A 17,121-nucleotide genomic window follows, 5' to 3' on the forward strand; every position below is an offset into this window, starting at 1 on the left:
CCTAGGAGACGCCCGGAAGCCCCAAGAGGTTGTAAACGGAGTTGATGCTCCATATATTGACTCGGAGTCGCTACTCCGTTTAACTCGTGAGGACATCCCGATGACTCCTGAAGAGGTCTTCCTGCGCCTGGTCCACGGCGTCGCCGACCACGAGCTCGACGCGCTCCCGGCGCTGTACGCCGAGCAGACCGACGTGCGCCACCCGATGTCGCCGTACGGGGGCCGTCCGCTGCTCAGTCGCGACGCGCTCCGCGAGCACTTCGGTGGTACCGGGCCGCAGGTGGCCGAGGTGGTGCGGTTCCAGCCGGATGCGATCCGGGTGCACCAGACGCAGGATCCGGAGGTGATCGTCGCGGAGTTCGACTACGCCGGCACGGTGATCGCGACCGGGGAGAGCTTCCGGGTGCCGTGCGTTTTCGTCCTGCGGGTCCGCGACGGCGAGATCGTCGAGTCGCGCGACTACATCGACCACGTCGCGATGGCCCGGGCTCGTGGCCGGCTCGGCGAACTGATCGCAGTACTACGGGAACCGGCGGCGGCGCGGGGCGCGTCGTAGTACCCAGAAGCGCAGAAACGGCCCTGGTCCAGGCAATGAAGCCGGACCGGGGCCGTTCCCAATGCTGCCCTGGGCTAGCGGTCGCCCATCGGGACGTACTGGACGCCACGTGCACCGGTGTAGATCTGCTTCGGGCGGGCGATCTTCTGGTCGGCGTCGGTGAGCGACTCCGACCACTGGGCCAGCCAGCCCGAGGTACGCGGGATGGCGAACAGCACGGTGAACATCTCCGGCGGGAACTGCAGGGCCTCGTAGATCAGGCCGGAGTAGAAGTCCACGTTCGGGTAGAGCTTGCGGGAGACGAAGTACTCGTCCTCCAGCGCGATCTTCTCCAGCTCGACGGCGATCTTCAGCAGCGGGTTGATGCCCGTCACCTCGAACACGTCGTCGGCGGCCTTCTTGATGATCTTGGCGCGCGGGTCGTAGTTCTTGTAGACCCGGTGGCCGAAGCCCATCAGCCGCTCTTCGCCGTTCTTCACGCCCTCGATGAACGACGCCACGTTGTCGACCGTGCCGATCCGGCGCAGCATCTTCAGCACTGCCTCGTTGGCGCCGCCGTGCAGCGGGCCGTAGAGCGCCGCGATGCCGCCGGTGACCGCGGAGTACGGGTCGACCTGGGTGGAGCCGATCGCCCGGACCGCGTTGGTGGAGGCGTTCTGCTCGTGGTCGGCGTGCAGGATGAACAGGATCTCCAGTGCGCGCACCAGCCGGTCGTCGGCGGCGTACTTGGGCTCGCTCATCTTGAACAGCATCGACAAGAAGTTGGCCGCGTAGCTCAGCTCGTTGTCGGGGTAGACGTACGGCTTGCCCTGGGCGTGCCGGAAGGAGAACGCGCCCAGCGTCGGCATCTTGGCGATCAGCCGGCGGATCTGCAGCGCCCGCGACTGTTCGTCGAAGATGTCGCGCGACTCCGGGTAGAAGGTGGACAGTGCGCCCACCGAGGCGAGCAGCATGCCCATCGGGTGGGCGTCGTACCGGAAGCCCTGCATGAAGGTCTTCAGGTTCTCGTGCACGAACGTGTGATACGTCACGTCGTGCACCCAGGCCTCGTACTGCGTCTTGTCCGGCAGCGCACCGTTCACCAGCAGGTACGCGACCTCCAGGTAGTTGGAGTGCTCGGCGAGCTGCTCGATCGGGTAGCCGCGGTACTCCAGGATGCCCTTGTCGCCGTCGATGAAGGTCACGGACGACCGGGTCGAGGCGGTGTTGACGAAGCCGGGGTCGTAGGTGGCCAGGCCACCGTCTCCGTCGGTTGCACTGATCTGCTTGAGATCGGCGGCACGGATGGTGCCATCGGTGATGGCAAGGTCGTAGTCCTTGCCGGTCCGGTTGTCCCGGACGGTGAGCGACTGTTCGGTCACAATGCCCTCTTCGGAAGCTGGCGCATCGCCGGAGTGAGTGAGGGTTATCGTCGCCGGCGGGACGCGGATCGGACTGCAATCTTCACCGCTAAACTAGTGCGGACCCCGGCTGCTTCCAAGCCGGGGTCCCTCACCGGCTCAGGCTCGCTTTGACCCCGAGGCGTCCACGCCGGTATTCTGGGCTGCTGTTGTGCGTTCCTGGTCCTCGCCGGTGTGATTGCGGGCCGCTCGCCGACGTACCAGTTCTAGTTTTGTCACCTCTCTGAGAAACGAAGGTCAACGACCGTGCGCACGTACAGCCCGAAACCTGCTGACGTCACCCGTGAGTGGCATGTGATCGACGCCACCGACGTCGTGCTCGGTCGGCTCGCCGTCCAGATCGCCACCCTGCTGCGTGGCAAGCACAAGCCGACGTTCGCTCCGCATGTCGACGGCGGTGACTTCGTCGTCGTCATCAACGCGTCGAAGATCGCCCTGTCCGGCAACAAGCGGACCGACAAGCTCGCATACCGCCACTCGGGTCACCCGGGTGGTCTGACGGCCACGCCGGTCGGCGAGATCCTCGACAAGGATCCTCGCAAGGCCGTCGAGAAGGCTGTCTGGGGCATGCTCCCGAAGAACCGTCTGAGCCGTCAGCTGCTGGGCAAGCTGAAGGTCTACGCCGGTCCGGAGCACCCGCACACGGCCCAGCAGCCGAAGCCGTTCGAGATCACCCAGATCGCTCAGTAGTAGCGATCGACGAGCCAGGTAAACGAGGATTCACAGCGTGAGCGACATCACCACCGAGACCGAAGCACTCGACACCGAGGTCCCCATCGACACCGAGGGCCCGGTTGCCTACACCTCCGAGACGAACCCGAGCCCGGAGCAGCGCGCCGAGTCCGGTCGCGTCGCGGTGATCAACCCGGCCGGCGCGACCGGTCGCCGCAAGGAGGCCGTGGCGCGAGTCCGGCTCATCCCCGGGACGGGCACCATCACCGTCAACGGCAAGCCGATCGACGTCTACTTCCCGAACAAGGTTCACCAGCAGCACGTGAACGAGCCGTTCGTGGTCGCCGGGCTCGAGGGCTCGTACGACGTGATCGCGCGGATCAACGGCGGCGGCATCACCGGCCAGGCCGGTGCGCTGCAGCTCGGGATCGCCCGCTGCCTGAACGCCGCGGACGAGGAGGCGAACCGGGCCGGTCTGAAGAAGGCCGGTCTGCTCACCCGCGACGCCCGCATCAAGGAGCGTAAGAAGGCCGGTCTCAAGAAGGCCCGTAAGGCTCCGCAGTACAGCAAGCGCTGATCACCTGATGTCGCGTTTGTTCGGCACGGACGGAGTCCGTGGCCTGGCGAACGTGGATCTCACCGCGGAGCTGGCGCTCGACCTCTCGGTCGCGGCAGCTCACGTACTCGGCGAGGCCGGTGCCTTCGAAGGGCACCGGCCACGCGCCGTTGTGGGGCGGGATCCTCGGGCCAGTGGTGAGTTCCTGGAAGCAGCGGTGGTGGCCGGTCTGGCCTCCGCCGGCGTCGATGTCGTCCGGCTCGGCGTCCTGCCGACCCCGGCCGTCGCCTACCTGACCGGCTCGACCGGTTCCGATCTCGGCGTGATGTTGTCCGCGAGCCACAACCCGATGCCCGACAACGGCATCAAGTTCCTGGCCCGCGGCGGGATCAAGCTCGACGACGTGATCGAGGACGCGATCGAGGTCCGTACCGGCGAGGAGTGGCAGCGCCCGACCGGATCCGCGGTCGGCCGGGTCATCGATGACGGGCGAGGTTTCGAGACGTATGTCTCGCACCTGGTCCGGTCGGCTCCGAACCGTTTCGACGGCGTCAAGGTGGTCATCGACTGCGCCAACGGCGCGGCCTCGCTGACGGCACCCGAGGCGTTGCGCCGGCTGGGCGCGGAGGTTGTTACCTACGCAGCGGCCCCCGACGGCCTGAACATCAACCTCGACTGCGGTTCGACCCACATGGAGGGTCTGCGCCGCGAGGTGATCGGGCACGGTGCCGACCTCGGTATCGCGCTCGACGGTGACGCCGACCGCTGTCTGGCCGTGGACGCCTCCGGCGAGTTCGTCGACGGCGACCAGATCCTGGCCGTGCTCGCCCTGGCGATGCGCGACTCGGGCCGGCTGTCCAACGACACCGTGGTGGCGACCGTGATGAGCAACCTGGGCTTCGTCCAGGCGATGGTCCGGGAGCGGATCGCGGTCGAGCAGACCAAGGTCGGCGACCGCTACGTCCTGGAAGCGATGAAGGCCGGCGGTCACAAGCTCGGCGGCGAACAGTCCGGCCACGTGATCCTCTCCGACCACGCGACCACCGGCGACGGCACTCTCACCGCCGTCATGCTGCTCGCCCGCATCGCCCAGACCGGCAAGGGCCTGGCCGACCTGGCCGCGGTGATGACCCGGCTGCCCCAGGTCCTGGTCAACGTCCCGAACGTCGACAAGAACCGCGCCGGCACCGACACCGACGTACAGGCAGCCGTAGCAGCAGCCACCGTCCGCCTGGGCGACACCGGCCGCGTGTTGTTGCGCCCGTCCGGCACGGAGCCCCTCGTCCGCGTAATGGTCGAAGCCGAATCCTCCGCCACCGCCCACGAGGTAGCCCACGACCTCGCCGACATCGTGGAAACAGCCCTCAAGCTCTGAGGCACCGGCAAAACACCGAACCCCCGCTGAACGCACTGCATCAGCGGGGGTTCTGCGTGGGCCCGATAGCCTGCGATCTGATGCAACCCTGCCGCTGTTGGCCTCCGTACTAGGGGAGACAGAGGAGAGTGGAGGGCACGATGCCGGATCGGGATCGGGAGTACGTCGAGTTCGTCGAGGCGTCCGGTGCGACGCTGCGCCGGACCGCCTACCTGGTCTGCGGCGACTGGCATCGCGCCGACGACGTGGTCCAGGACGCGCTGTACAAGCTGTACCTGGCCTGGCCGAAGGTGGACCGGAGCGGGAATCCTCTCGCCTACGCCCGCCGGATCGTCGTCAACGCGGCCCTGGACATCGGTCGGCGCCCCTGGCGCCGGGAAGTGTCGACCGACCAGCCGCCCGAACGAGTCCACAACGACGACCTGGCCGATACCTATGCCGAGCGCGACGAGGTTCTGTCGGCTCTGCTCGAGCTGGCTCCGCGCCAACGGGCCTGCGTCGTCCTGCGGTACTACGAAGATCTCTCGCTCGAGCAGACCGCCGAGGTCCTCGACTGCTCGCTGGGCACGGTGAAGAGCCAGGCCTCGCGCGGACTCGAAACTCTCCGTCACACCATCAACCGGACCCGCGCGAGCGGGCGGCTCTCGTGAAGGAGACGGACATGCGGAACGACCCGGAGCTCGGCGCCGAACTTGAACGCCTGGTGAGTAGTGATCCTCTGCTGCAGATCGACGCGATCGGCCTGCTGGAGCGTGGTCGCCGCGGCCGTCGCCGGCGCAGGGTCGCTTCCATCAGCGGTCTGGCCGCCGGGGTGGCGGCCATCGCGGTCGGCGCTGCGCTGGTACCGGACATCGGCGCCGGCCATCGCGAACCGGCCGCCACGAGCACCGCTACGGCCGAGGCACTGTTCACGCCGATGCCCGGTGTGCCGCAGGGCGAGGCGGCCCTGGGGTTGCTGTCCCAGAAGGAGGCAGCACGGCGCTGCGCCGTCCGGTACAGCACGATCCGGCTGAGGGATGGGGATTTCCCTGCGTGGTCCGCCCACGCGAGTATCGGAATCCCGATTCCGGTGCCCGGGGGCAATCCGGACCAACGTCCGGGGTGCATCATCCCGGGAGACTCGAAGCCGACGGCCAAGGCGGTGGCGCTGGCGGCAAAGGACCCGGTGCCGCAGACCGCTGACGGTCAGCTGCGCAACTGCTCGGTGCAGTTCTGGCACGACCTGACGAAGTGGCGGGTGGTGACGACGGATCGGGTCAACACCACCCTGAACCTGCTGGCCGTGTCGCCGACCGGCCGCAGTGCCGTCAACTGCACCCTGCGGGTGTCAGGCGGAGAGGACTTCTGGGGGAAATCCCTCCGACTGAGCATTCGTACGGCGCAGGAGGAAGAGCTGCTGCCACTGGCGAGCGTCGGCGCCAGGGGATCCTCGATGTTCTGCCCGCCGAACACCTGTACGTCCTTTACGTACAACAACTTCGGCCGGGTCGATCCCGCCATCGCCCGGATCCAGGTCAAGGCCCAGGACGGCGCCACCCACGACATCGCGGTCGCCAACGGTTGGTTCAGCATCGCTTGGAGGCATGGTCTCCCCGACGAGCAGAAGAAGGCGACGCTGACCGCCTACGACGCCACCGGTCAACTCCTCGAAACTGTCCCCACCGGTCAACTCGTCCAAGCCCACAGCCCCATCGGCTAGCCGACGGCCGACTTCGGTAAAACGCTGTTCTCGCTCTGAGAACAGCGTTTTACAAGGTCACCCGGGAATCGCGGTTCCCTGGTCAGGGCTTCGAAGGCGGCGCGGCGACGGAGCTGCGGGTCAGGGGTGGGTGGGAGCGGGCGGCGGAGTTCGCGTGGGGATGTTCAAGCGATTGAACGGTGCGGTTGGTTGTCGGGTGGGTGCGGGGAGTGTTGGATGAAGCCGGGTTTCCCCTTGACCCCGGGCGGCGGCGTGGGTAACTTTCGCGTGCGGGGGCATGGTTGTAATTCAATTACCTGAGGGGTCGGTTATGTCCGCCTTGCGCCGTTTTGCTGTTGCCAGCCTTGGTCTTGCGACCATCGTCTCGCTGACGCCGGGTGTTGCCGTCAGCGCTCCACCGCCCCAGCCGCCCAGTGACCTGCAGCAGGCCACCAAGACGCTGCAGGGGATGACGCTGGAGGACAAGATCGGGCAGATGTTCGTGCTGTTCGCCTACGGGCCGGACGCGAACCAGGCTGATGCCCGCAACACCGCCCTGTACGGCGTTGCGACGCCCGCCGAGGTGGTGGCGAAGTACAAGCCGGGTGGCTGGATCTACTTCAACGCGCGCGACAACGTCACCAGCCCGGCCCAGCTGGCGACGTACTCGAACCAGCTGCAGACGGCCGCGCTCAACACCGGGCTGCACCTGCCGTTGACGATCGCCACCGACCAGGAGCAGGGCGTCGTGGTCCGGATCGGGCCGCCCGCCACCCAGTTCGGCGGCAACATGGCGCACGGGGCGACCCGCGACACCAAGGACGCCAGAACAGCAGCCGGTATCACCGGCCGCGAGCTGAAGGCGATGGGCATCCGCCAGGACTACGCCCCGGTCGCCGACGTGAACGTCAACGCGCTCAACCCGGTGATCGGCGTCCGCTCGTTCTCCAGCGACCCCAAGCTCGTCTCCGACATGACGGTGGCGCAGGTCAAGGGCTACCAGGACGACGCCGGCATCATGGCGACCGCGAAGCACTTCCCCGGTCACGGTGACACCGTCGACGACAGCCACACCGCGCTGCCGACGATCAACCACACCCGCGAGCAGTGGAACACGATCGACGCACCGTCGTTCAAGGCCGCGATCAAGGCCGGGATCGACTCGATCATGACCGCCCACATCGTCGTACCGTCCCTGGATCCGTCCGGTGACCCCGCGACGCTGAGCAAGCCGATCCTGACCGGTGTCCTGCGCAACGAGCTCGGCTTCAAGGGACTCGTCATCACCGACGCGCTCGAGATGGCGGCGGTCCGGGCCAAGTACGGCGACGCCGAGGTCGCGGTCCGCGCGATCGAGGCCGGCGCCGACCAGCTCCTGCTGCCGCCGGCCCCTGACGTCCAGTTCAAGGCCGTCGTGGACGCGGTGAAGTCGGGCCGGATCAGTGAGCGTCAGGTCAACGAGAGCGTTCTCCGCGTACTGCTGATGAAGCTCAAGAACGGCGTCCTGTTCCAGCCGTTCGTCGACCCGGCGAAGATCGCCAAGACGGTCGGTACGCCGGCCAGCCTGGCCACCGCGCAGAAGATCGTCGACAAGTCGGTCACGCTGGTCAAGAACGACACCAGCACGCTGCCGCTGAGCAAGGACCCGCGCAAGATCCTCGTCACCGGCTGGGGCGTCACCACCACCCAGGCGCTCGCCAACAGCCTGACGACCAGGGGCGCCACCACAACCGTGGCCCAGACCGGCGCGACCCCCACCGACGCCGCCATCGCCGACTCGGTGACGAAGGCGCAGGCCAACGACGTGACCGTGGTCCTCACCCAGAAGGCCTGGGACACCAAGACCACCGACAAGCTCGCCAAGCAGCAGAAACTCGTGAAGAGCCTGCTCGCCACCGGCAAGACCGTGATCGTCGTCGCCGTCCGCGACCCCTACGACATCGCGTACTTCGACGCGGCCCCGACCTACCTGGCCACCTACGGGTACGCGGCGGTCTCGATGGAGTCGCTGACCAAGGTCCTGTACGGCGAGATCAAGCCGGCCGGCAAGCTCCCCGTCGACATCCCGGTGGCCGGTCAGCCCGCCACGCCGCTCTACAAGTTCGGCCACGGCCTGAGCTGGTGAACCTCTATAACGGTGCCACGCCGAACCAGGTGGGTGTGGCCTACCGAGCTGTCGGCTGACCCCTGCCCCTGCAGCAAAAGAAGGAGAACCATGAAGCGCCGCAGTCTGCTGGCCGGTGCGGGTGCACTCGCCGCCGCCCCGTTGATCGATATCCAGGGAGCCGCCGCCGCGGCGCCCGTCGACAAGCACGGCAAGGGCGTGACGACCGGCGCGCAGGCGCTGGCCAAGGACGACTGGAAGGCGCTGGCCGGCCAGAAGGTCGGGGTGATCAGCAACCCGACCGGCATCCTCGACGACCTGAATCACATCGTCGACACCATGCACGCGTCCGGCAAGGTCAACGTGGTCGCCGTCTTCGGCCCCGAGCACGGCTTCCGCGGCAGCGCGCAGGCCGGCGGTTCCGAGGGCGACCACGTCGATCCGCGGACCGGGATCATGGTCTACGACGCGTACGGCGCGGCCGCGGCCAAGCTCGCGACGCTCTACACCAAGGCCGGCGTCGAGACCGTCGTGTTCGACATCCAGGACGTCGGCTCGCGGTTCTACACCTATATCTGGACGATGTACGAGGCGATGCTCGCGGCCGTCCAGACCGGCGCGAAGTTCGTCGTACTGGACCGCCCGAACCCCACTGGCGGGTCGGCGCGCGGCCCGATGCTGAAGCCCGGGTTCACCTCCGGCGTCGGCAAGCGGGAGATCATCCAGCAGCACGGGATGACGGTCGGCGAGCTGGCCAGGCTGTTCAACGCGGAGTACCTGCCGCTGGACACGAACGGCGCGCGGCTCAAGGAGCTGCAGGTGATCCAGGTGAAGGGCTGGAAGCGTGACCAGCTGTACGCCGACACCGGGCTGACCTGGGTGATGCCCAGCCCCAACATGCCGACGCCCGACACCGCGCTGCTCTACCCGGGCGCCTGTCTGTTCGAGGCGACCAACATGTCCGAGGGGCGCGGTACGACGCGGCCGTTCGAGCTGATCGGTGCACCGTACGTCGACTACAAGTGGGCGCAGGCGCTGCAGGCGAAGAACATCCCGGGCATCGACTTCCGGGAGGCCTACTTCACGCCGTTCATCTCCAAGAACGCGAACGTGCTCTGCGGTGGCGTCCAGATCCAGATCACCGATCCCGACCGGGCCGAGGCGATCGTGGCGGCGACCCACATGATCGTGGAGGCCAAGAAGCTGTACCCAGGTTTCGCCTGGCGTACTGGTGACAACCCGCCCGGCCGCTGGATCGACCTGCTGACCGGATCGGATCGCTTCCGCACGATGCTCGACGGCGGCGCCACCGCCGAGGCGATCGTCGCTGCCTGGAAGAGCGAGACCGACGCCTGGACCGCCCGCCGCGCGAAGTACCTGCTGTACAAGGGAGATCACCGGTGAAACTGGTCAAGCCGATCGCGATAGTGTCTACCCTGATGCTCACCATGGCCAGTCCTGCGGTTGCTTCAGGCAACAAATCCGGGCGCTTCGACCACCCGTACGACGGCTACGCGCCGAAGTCGACGCTACTGCGCGACTCGGCCCCGGCGAAGGCCGGTCTCGATCCCGCGCCGATCGACGCCGCGCTTGCCCAGGTCGCGGGCTGGACCCAGCCGTCCGGCACCGTCAAACCCCTGTACGCCGGTGCCGTCACGCTGCTCGGCCATGACGGCAAGGTGGTCAGCAAGACGGCGACCGGGCTGGCACTCAAGTACTCCGATGGCATCGGCACCGAGCTGCCCGCGGACCAGCAGATCCCGATGCGCACCGACACCATCTTCGACATGGCCTCGGTCTCGAAGCTGTTCACCTCGATCGTGGTGATGCAACTGGTCGAGAAGGGCAAGGTCGGCCTGGACACCCCGATCGCGACCTACGTGCCGGAGTTCGCGGAGAACGGCAAGGCCGCGATCACCGTCCGGCAGGCGCTCACGCACACCACCGGGCTGCCCGCGTTCCTGCCGTTGTGGAGCGACCAGCCGACGCCCGAGCTGCGCCTGCACGAGGCGCTCACGGCGAAGCTGAAGAACCCGGTCGGCAGCACTTATCTCTACAGCGACCTCAACCTGATCTCGCTCGGCGAGCTGGCGCACCGGGTGACCGGCAAGTCGCTCGACAAGCTCGTCGCCGACGGGATCACCAAGCCGCTGCAAATGCGCGACACCGGCTACAACCCGGACGAGAAGAAGAAGCCGCGGATCGCCGCCACGGAGTACCAGACGGCCCCGCCGCGCGGGATGGTCTGGGGTTCGGTGCACGACGAGAACGCCTGGTCGCTCAACGGTGTCGCCGGGCACGCCGGCGTCTTCTCCACGGCCGACGACCTGGCCGTGCTGGCGCAGACGTTCCTCAACGGCGGCAGCTACCGCGGTGCGCGGATCCTCAAGACGGAGTCCGTCACCGCGATGATCACCAACTTCAACCAGGCCTTCCCGGGCAACGACCACGGGCTCGGGTTCGAGCTGAACCAGCGCTGGTACATGGGTGGCCTGTCCGGTCCGCGCACGGCCGGCCACACCGGCTACACGGGCACCTCGATCGTGATCGACTTCGATTCGCGCTCGTTCGCGATTCTGCTGACCAACCGGGTTCACCCCAGCCGCACCTGGGGGAGTAACAATCCCGCCCGCAGGGCCGTAGTACAGGGGCTGGCGTTGTCGCTGGGGGTCGGGCCTCGGCATGGCAAGGATTCCTGGTTCTCCGGGACGACGGACGCCAGTACGACGACGCTCGCCGCCAAGGTCGCCGTACCGGCCGCCGGTGCGAAGGTGTCTTTCGACCTCTTCGTGGACACCGAGGACTCGGATCTGCTGTATCTGGAGAGTTCTGCCGACGGGACGACCTGGACCAAGGTGCCGTTCACGGTGCTCGACCGGGGGACGGTGATCGATACCGACGGCTCGATCAGTGGCTCCGGTGATCGGCACTGGCATCAGGTCACCGCGGACCTCGGATCCGGTGACCAGACGTTGCGGTGGCGCTACACCTCGGATCCGCTGTACCAGGGCCGGGGCGTCTATGTGGACGGCGTGAAGATCTCCTCGGGGCACAAGGTGCTTTTCGACGGCGAACGAACGCCGGAGTCATTTGTCGCAACTGGTTGGAGACTTTCGCGTCGGTGACCCCGCTCGGTGCTTAATCGCCGTACGGTGGCGTCATGACTTCAGTTACCTCTCCAGAACCCACGGGGCCGCTGCTGGTCCGGGTCCGCGCGGTGATGCCCGCGCTGGCTCCGGCCGAGCAGCGGGTGGCGAACGCGGTCCTCGCGGACCCGGGCGGAGTGGCGGCGATGACGATCTCCGAACTGGCCGAGGTGGCGTCCACCTCGGAGACCACGGTCATCCGGTTCTGCAAGCAGATCGGCGTCCCCGGCTATCCGCAGCTCCGCCTGCAACTGGCGGCCCAGTCGGCGACGGAAAGCATCCGGCCCGAGATCGGCGGTGACATCGAGCCTGGTGACTCGCTGACAGACGTCGTCCGCAAGGTCGCGTTCGCGGACGAGAAGGCGGTCCGGGAGACCGCCCAGCAGCTCGACGTCGAGGCCCTGAGCAAGGTCGTCGCCGCGGTCGCGAAGGCACCGCGGGTCGACCTGTACGGCGTTGCCGCGAGCGCTTTCGTCGCGCTCGACCTGCAACAGAAGCTGCACCGGATCCGCCGGGTGGCGTTCGCCTGGTCGGACGTGCACGTGATGCTGACCAGTGCCGCGCTGCTCGGCGAGGGCGACGTCGCGATCGCGATCTCCCACACCGGTACGACGGTCGAGGTCGTCGAGGCGCTCGAGGAGGCCGCCAAGCACGGCGCCACCACGGTCGCGGTGACGAACTTTCCGCGGTCGCCACTGGCCCGGACCGCCGATCTTGTGCTCACCACGGCCGCGCGCGAGACGACTTACCGCTCCGGCGCGATGTCCAGCCGGATCGCCCAGCTGACCGTGATCGACTGCCTTTTCATCGGCGTCGCCCAGTCGGTGCTGCCGGACGCGCGCAAGGCGCTCGAGGAGACGGCCACCGCGGTCCGCGGTCACCGGCTGAAGAGCTCTGTCAATGATCAACAGAATTGAAAATCCTTCAGTAGAAAACTAACATCGTAGCTGTGATCACACCCACGGAGCAGCGCAACCCCAGGACGCTCGCGATCGATGCGGTGGGCACCACCGAGATTCTCCGGCTGGTCAACGCCGAGGATGCCCGGGTGGCCGGCGCGGTCGCCGCGGTGATCCCTGAGCTGGCGCGCGCGGTGGACGCCGCCGTCGAGGCCGTCCGCAACGGCGGACGCGTGCACTACTTCGGCGCCGGTACCTCCGGCCGGCTCGCGGTGCTTGACGCGGCCGAGTTGCTGCCGACCTTCCACGCCCCTGACGACCTGGTGATCGCTCACCACGCGGGCGGCATGGAGGCCCTGCTGCGCGCGGTCGAGAACGTCGAGGACTCCGAGGAGGGTGGCGCCGCCGACGCGGCCACCGTCACCGGGCGAGACATCGTCATCGGCCTCGCGGCATCAGGCAGTACGCCGTACGTCGCGGGCGCGCTGCGGGCAGCCCGGGCCGTCGGTGCGACGACGGCCCTCGTCACGTCCAACCCGTCGGCCCCGCTGGCCCCGCTGGCCGACATCGTGATTGCCGCGGACACCGGCCCCGAGGTGATCGCAGGCTCGACCCGCCTGAAGGCCGGGACGGCGCAGAAGCTGATCCTGAACAGCTTCTCCACCACTCTGATGATCAAGCTCGGCCGCACCTGGTCGAATCTGATGGTCGACATGGTCGCCACGAACCAGAAACTCCGCGGCCGAATGCTGCGCATCCTCGGCGAGGCCACCGGCGCCGACCCCGACGCCTGCGCGGTGGCCCTCGCCGAAGCCGACGGCGAGCTCAAACCGGCCCTGGTGCACCTCCTGACCGGCTCTCCGGTGCCAGAGGCCCGCCGGGCCTTGTCCCAGGCAGGCGGCCGCGTGGCCGTCGCTCTGGGCCTCCTCAGCGCCTCTGCCTGACCACCGGCTGCAAAATGGAACTGGCGCGCTCGGCGAGAGTTTGCAGGTTGTTGCAGAGCTAAATGATTCGCTCGGTGGTTGCCGCGTCCCTACAGTCGGGAAGATGAGCACCGAGCGCATCGACCCGCGGGACCCGGCGGCCTTCGACGAGTGGCATCAGGCCATGGTGGCGGCCGCGACGGCCGGCCGGGAGTTCCCTGTCTTCTGGCCGCTGGAGGAGATGCGGATCTCGGTGACCGCGGAGACGCCGTACTACGAACGGGAGATCTGGGCCGTTCGGGACGACGGCGGGCGGATCGCCGGAGTGCTCTACGTCGAGCTGCCGCAGAAGGACAACACGAACCTCGCCGCACTGGATCTCGGTGTCGTGCCGGATCGCCGGCGGCAAGGCTTCGGGACCGTGCTGGCCCGGCTGGGCGAGGAGCGGGTCGCGCATCATGGGCGCACGGTCGTGCAGTGCATGGTGCACAGTCCGCTCGGCGAAGAGACTGCCGGGCGGGCCTTTGCTCGTGCTCATGGTCTGACCGTGGGCATCTCCGACATGCACCGGATCCTTCAGCTACCGCTCGAGGAGTCGTTCCTGGAGGAGCTGGCCGCTGAGGTCGCCGAGCATCATCGCGACTATCGGCTGGTCTCTTGGCAGGATCGTTGCCCGGACGACCTGGTGGATGGGTACGCGGCGCTCGAAGGCACCTTCCTGACCGAGGCGCCGATGGGCGAGCTGGAGGTGGAGGCCGAGGTCTGGGACGCGGCGCGGGTCCGTTTCCGCGAGGAGCAGGCCCGTGCGCAGGGCCGGAACAGCTGCGTCACCGTCGCGATCGCACCGGACGGCACGCTGGTCGGGCAGACCGAACTGTTCTTCCCCGGCCATGACCAGGTCAACGCGTTCCAGTCGGGGACGCTGGTGGCGAGGGCTCATCGCGGGCACCGGCTCGGGCTGGCGCTGAAGGCCCGCAACCACCTCGAGCTGCAACGCAGCCACACCGAGCGGCGGATCCTGCACACCTGGAACGCCGAGGTGAACACCGCGATGAACGCCGTCAACGAGCGGCTCGGATTCGTTCCGGTCGAGCTGACCGAGGAGTGGCAGCGCAAAATCTGAAAATATTTCCGCCGGTCCCGTTCTGGAATAGTGCGGTAAACGGTGATTTGAAATCTGCGGGGGGAACCCTTCGCAGTGGAGTTGTTGAACGTAAAACCTAACCGGCCACGGCTGATCATCCGGTTTGCGGGATGGTTGGGTGTTTGATTTCCGGGGGCAACAAAACGGAGCAGCATCGCTGATCCGGGACCGAAAGAAAAGCGATCTGGAACACGTCGCCAAGGGTAGCCTAACCGTCACTTTCGGTCCGTAGACCGACCGTGTGATCGTGTCGTATCGTCACGTCATCGCCAGGCCTTGGTGGGGTCCTGGTGCTCTGAATCCTTTGTGTTCAAGGCGAACTTCGGAGCTCGGATGACCATGGACGGTACTGTCGTGGTGCCCGGAACCACTATGGGTGCCCAATGGGTCGATGATGTGTTGCTGGCCGGTGCGGCGAGTGACATCTGTTTTCGGCTCCCCACTCCAATTGATCGTGGAATGCTGCGCCGGCTGGTTGCCGAGCGGCAATCCGAATTGACTGCGTCGGGTTTGCGCCCGGGCGGTGCCGCCGCATTGCGTTTACCGCCGTCAATGGCGTTCGTGACGCATTTGCTGGCGGTCTGGCGGCTCGGTGGGCAGGCGATCCTGCTGGATCACCGGCTGACCGACTACGAGGTACGCCGGGCGGTCGAGCGACTCGTCCCGCAGGTGGTGGTTTCGCCGGACGGACCGGTCGTGGCCGGCTTGCGCACCTTCGTGGACATCGAGACCGACGTGGCCAGCTACTCGGGCCACCCGGCCAGTACTGCGCACGCCGTCGTCCAGCTCAGCTCGGGGTCGACCGGGCCGTCGAAGGTGATCGGGCGGACCGCCGAGGACCTGGTCGAGGAGGTCCTGCGATACACGCAGATCGACGGTGTGCCGTTGCGGGGCGAGCGGATCATCCTGCTGCCGTCGATGGTGCATGTGCTCGGTCTCGTCGGTGGGTTGATGTACGGCCTGCACGCCGGTGTCGTACTGGTCCCGCCCGCGCGGTTGACCGGTGACGCCATCGTCCAGGCGATCGCGAGTGGTCGCAGCCCGGCGACCGTGCTCGGGGTGCCGTTCCACATCGGGTTGCTGGCCTCGGTCCAGGAGCCGCCGAAGCTGCCGCAGTTCAAGCGGATGACGACGGGTGGCGAGCTGGTACCGGCGGTGATCTCGGCCGCCTTCGAGGACAAGTACGGCGTACCGCTGGCCAACATGTACGGGATGACCGAGGTCGGGGTGATCGGGACAGACCTGTTCGGCGCCCATCGCCCGCAGATCCGCCCGGCGCCCGGGATCGAAGTACGGGCTGTCGACGGTGAGCTGCACATCCGGCGGCCGGAGTCGCCGTACCTGGGCCTGTCCGACCCGAGCCGCTGGGCCGACGGCTGGTTACGGACCAAGGATGCCGGCGTCGTCGACCCGGAGACCGGCCTCGTGTCGATCAAGGGCCGGCTGGACTCACAGGTCTCGGTGGGCGGGTTGAAGGTCGACCTGACCGAGGTCGAGTACACGGTCAACACGCTCCGCGGCGTCGAGGCCGCGGTGGTTGTCCACGACGGTTCGATCACCGCCTATGTCCAGCTGAACGAACGCCGCGACGTGGCTCGCATCGAGGCCGACCTGGCTCAACTGCTTGCCTCGTACAAGCGCCCGCGCAGCGTCCGCGTCCTCGATCAGTTGCCCCGGACAACCACCGGGAAGCTCGTCCGGGACACCGCAGTACTCCGCAAGGCAGCCCCATGATGCTCAGACAAGACCACCCTCGTAGCAGTCGCCGGTACTACGACAGCCAGCACCGCGTCGGCCCGTACCGGCAGGTGCACCAGAGCGAGGCCGGGCTCGGAGGCGACGATCCCGCCGACCAGACCCCCACTGCTCGCGGGAGCGGTGGCGGGGAGCGGCATCTCGCGGCTCAGGCCGGCGTTCCGGAGGCCGGTGCCGAGGGCTTTGCCTACCGCTTCCTTTGCCGTCCAGAGGTGCAGGAATGCCTCGAGTTCTTCGGGCTGACCGGCCAGCCAGGCGAGCTCGGTAGGGGCGAACCAGCGGTGGGCGAGGGCGGTGATGTCCCGGGGGTAGCGGTCCTCGAGGTCTATGCCGACTGGGCCCGACAGGCTCGCGGCGACCGCGACGAGGTGCCGGCTGTGGCTGAGGCTCACCCAGAGCGGGTCGACGTGGGGACCGCCGGCGGCGTCGTGGCGCAGTACCGGGGGTTGGTCGAGCAGGGTGCCGGCGAGTTCGAGGAGCAGGGCGTGGGCAGCCGATCGCTGGTCGCGTTCGACGGGGTTCAGCCAGACGTGCACGGGGGCCAGATCGGTGCCCGGACGCTGATTCACAGGAAGAAGGTATCCCGATGAGGGAAGAGGTTCGCGAGTTCGTCCTCGCGCAACTGCAGGACATGAACTACGACGTCGAGGGCATCGACGACGAGACCACGCTCGGCCCGGCCGGGGTCGACCTGGAGTCGCTGGCGCTGGCCGACCTGTCGGTGCGGGTCGAGGACAAGTTCGGCGTCCGGTTCTCCGACGACGAGTCCGAGGAGCTGGCTTTGATGACCGTCGGCGAGTTCACCTCCGCGGTGGCCGGCCGGGTAGCGCAGCAGGTCTGATGCCAAGCTCCGGGCCCCCCTCATCGCTCCCCCCTCCCGGAAGAGCAGAAGTCGTCGACTGGCTCGCAGCGC

16 protein-coding genes are annotated in these 17,121 nt (G+C 67.6%); 14 read left to right on the forward strand and 2 right to left on the reverse strand.

The window, feature by feature from the left end:
- Positions 1 to 100: 100 nt before the first annotated feature.
- Positions 101 to 556 carry a nuclear transport factor 2 family protein gene (locus G3I17_RS20770; RefSeq protein WP_164598771.1) on the forward strand — a complete coding sequence of 152 codons (456 nt, stop codon included), beginning with the start codon at positions 101 to 103 and terminating at the stop codon, positions 554 to 556.
- Positions 557 to 630: 74 nt separating this feature from the next.
- Here G3I17_RS20770 and G3I17_RS20775 read toward each other — a convergent pair whose 3' ends face one another.
- The gene (locus G3I17_RS20775) at positions 631 to 1,917 is read right to left on the reverse strand and encodes a citrate synthase (protein ID WP_164598781.1); all 1,287 of its coding nucleotides are present in this window, start codon (positions 1,915 to 1,917) and stop codon (positions 631 to 633) included.
- Positions 1,918 to 2,202: 285 nt separating this feature from the next.
- On the opposite strand from G3I17_RS20775, the gene rplM reads away from it, so the two are divergent.
- From rplM to G3I17_RS20835, 12 genes are all read left to right on the forward strand, one after another.
- Positions 2,203 to 2,646, forward strand: a complete 444-nt coding sequence (gene rplM / locus G3I17_RS20780) for a 50S ribosomal protein L13 (RefSeq protein ID WP_164598783.1) — start codon at positions 2,203 to 2,205, stop codon at positions 2,644 to 2,646.
- A 37-nt stretch (positions 2,647 to 2,683) separates the two neighbouring features.
- Entirely contained in the window at positions 2,684 to 3,205 is a 522-nt protein-coding gene (gene rpsI, locus G3I17_RS20785; RefSeq protein WP_164598785.1) for a 30S ribosomal protein S9, read from the forward strand.
- Positions 3,206 to 3,212: 7 nt separating this feature from the next.
- On the forward strand, positions 3,213 to 4,559 hold the full coding sequence (glmM, locus tag G3I17_RS20790; protein ID WP_164598787.1) for a phosphoglucosamine mutase: 1,347 nt from the start codon (positions 3,213 to 3,215) through the stop codon (positions 4,557 to 4,559).
- A gap of 140 nt (positions 4,560 to 4,699) precedes the next feature.
- A complete protein-coding gene (locus G3I17_RS20795) occupies positions 4,700 to 5,209 on the forward strand; it encodes a SigE family RNA polymerase sigma factor (RefSeq protein WP_164598789.1) in 510 nt (169 codons plus the stop codon).
- Positions 5,210 to 5,220: 11 nt separating this feature from the next.
- A complete protein-coding gene (locus tag G3I17_RS20800) occupies positions 5,221 to 6,258 on the forward strand; it encodes a hypothetical protein (RefSeq protein WP_164598790.1) in 1,038 nt (345 codons plus the stop codon).
- 310 nt (positions 6,259 to 6,568) lie between these two features.
- A complete protein-coding gene (locus G3I17_RS20805) occupies positions 6,569 to 8,362 on the forward strand; it encodes a glycoside hydrolase family 3 protein (RefSeq protein WP_164598792.1) in 1,794 nt (597 codons plus the stop codon).
- A 90-nt stretch (positions 8,363 to 8,452) separates the two neighbouring features.
- Positions 8,453 to 9,745, forward strand: a complete 1,293-nt coding sequence (locus G3I17_RS20810; protein WP_164598794.1) for a DUF1343 domain-containing protein — start codon at positions 8,453 to 8,455, stop codon at positions 9,743 to 9,745.
- Positions 9,746 to 9,780: 35 nt separating this feature from the next.
- Positions 9,781 to 11,466 (forward strand): serine hydrolase domain-containing protein, encoded by a 1,686-nt coding sequence (locus tag G3I17_RS20815; protein WP_164598796.1) that lies wholly within the window; start codon positions 9,781 to 9,783, stop codon positions 11,464 to 11,466.
- A 35-nt stretch (positions 11,467 to 11,501) separates the two neighbouring features.
- Positions 11,502 to 12,404, forward strand: a complete 903-nt coding sequence (locus G3I17_RS20820) for a MurR/RpiR family transcriptional regulator (protein ID WP_164598798.1) — start codon at positions 11,502 to 11,504, stop codon at positions 12,402 to 12,404.
- Positions 12,405 to 12,436: 32 nt separating this feature from the next.
- On the forward strand, positions 12,437 to 13,330 hold the full coding sequence (gene murQ, locus G3I17_RS20825) for an N-acetylmuramic acid 6-phosphate etherase (RefSeq protein ID WP_343238364.1): 894 nt from the start codon (positions 12,437 to 12,439) through the stop codon (positions 13,328 to 13,330).
- 103 nt (positions 13,331 to 13,433) lie between these two features.
- The gene (locus G3I17_RS20830; protein WP_203590532.1) at positions 13,434 to 14,432 is read left to right on the forward strand and encodes a GNAT family N-acetyltransferase; all 999 of its coding nucleotides are present in this window, start codon (positions 13,434 to 13,436) and stop codon (positions 14,430 to 14,432) included.
- A gap of 393 nt (positions 14,433 to 14,825) precedes the next feature.
- Entirely contained in the window at positions 14,826 to 16,187 is a 1,362-nt protein-coding gene (locus G3I17_RS20835; RefSeq protein WP_239062752.1) for a class I adenylate-forming enzyme family protein, read from the forward strand.
- On the opposite strand, the gene G3I17_RS20840 is transcribed toward G3I17_RS20835, so the two are convergent.
- Positions 16,118 to 16,777 carry a 4'-phosphopantetheinyl transferase superfamily protein gene (locus tag G3I17_RS20840; RefSeq protein ID WP_164598800.1) on the reverse strand — a complete coding sequence of 220 codons (660 nt, stop codon included), beginning with the start codon at positions 16,775 to 16,777 and terminating at the stop codon, positions 16,118 to 16,120. The genes G3I17_RS20835 and G3I17_RS20840 overlap by 70 nt on opposite strands.
- A gap of 17 nt (positions 16,778 to 16,794) precedes the next feature.
- On the opposite strand from G3I17_RS20840, the gene G3I17_RS20845 reads away from it, so the two are divergent.
- Positions 16,795 to 17,049, forward strand: coding sequence for an acyl carrier protein (locus G3I17_RS20845; protein WP_164598802.1), 255 nt, complete (start codon positions 16,795 to 16,797; stop codon positions 17,047 to 17,049).
- The last annotated feature ends 72 nt before the right edge of the window (positions 17,050 to 17,121 follow it).

It is taken from the genome of Streptomyces sp. SID13031, assembly GCF_010548305.1.
GTDB lineage: Bacteria > Actinomycetota > Actinomycetes > Propionibacteriales > Kribbellaceae > Kribbella.

Excerpts from the sequence above, each read along its gene's own strand:
- G3I17_RS20770 (WP_164598771.1), top strand. The coding sequence starts at position 101 with ATGACTCCTGAAGAGGTCTTCCTGCGCCTGGTCCACGGCGTCGCCGAC.
- glmM (WP_164598787.1), top strand. The coding sequence starts at position 3,213 with ATGTCGCGTTTGTTCGGCACGGACGGAGTCCGTGGCCTGGCGAACGTG.
- G3I17_RS20795 (WP_164598789.1), top strand. The coding sequence starts at position 4,700 with ATGCCGGATCGGGATCGGGAGTACGTCGAGTTCGTCGAGGCGTCCGGT.
- G3I17_RS20800 (WP_164598790.1), top strand. The coding sequence starts at position 5,221 with ATGCGGAACGACCCGGAGCTCGGCGCCGAACTTGAACGCCTGGTGAGT.
- G3I17_RS20805 (WP_164598792.1), top strand. The coding sequence starts at position 6,569 with ATGTCCGCCTTGCGCCGTTTTGCTGTTGCCAGCCTTGGTCTTGCGACC.
- G3I17_RS20810 (WP_164598794.1), top strand. The coding sequence starts at position 8,453 with ATGAAGCGCCGCAGTCTGCTGGCCGGTGCGGGTGCACTCGCCGCCGCC.
- G3I17_RS20815 (WP_164598796.1), top strand. The coding sequence starts at position 9,781 with ATGCTCACCATGGCCAGTCCTGCGGTTGCTTCAGGCAACAAATCCGGG.
- G3I17_RS20820 (WP_164598798.1), top strand. The coding sequence starts at position 11,502 with ATGACTTCAGTTACCTCTCCAGAACCCACGGGGCCGCTGCTGGTCCGG.
- G3I17_RS20830 (WP_203590532.1), top strand. The coding sequence starts at position 13,434 with ATGAGCACCGAGCGCATCGACCCGCGGGACCCGGCGGCCTTCGACGAG.
- G3I17_RS20835 (WP_239062752.1), top strand. The coding sequence starts at position 14,826 with ATGGGTGCCCAATGGGTCGATGATGTGTTGCTGGCCGGTGCGGCGAGT.
- G3I17_RS20845 (WP_164598802.1), top strand. The coding sequence starts at position 16,795 with ATGAGGGAAGAGGTTCGCGAGTTCGTCCTCGCGCAACTGCAGGACATG.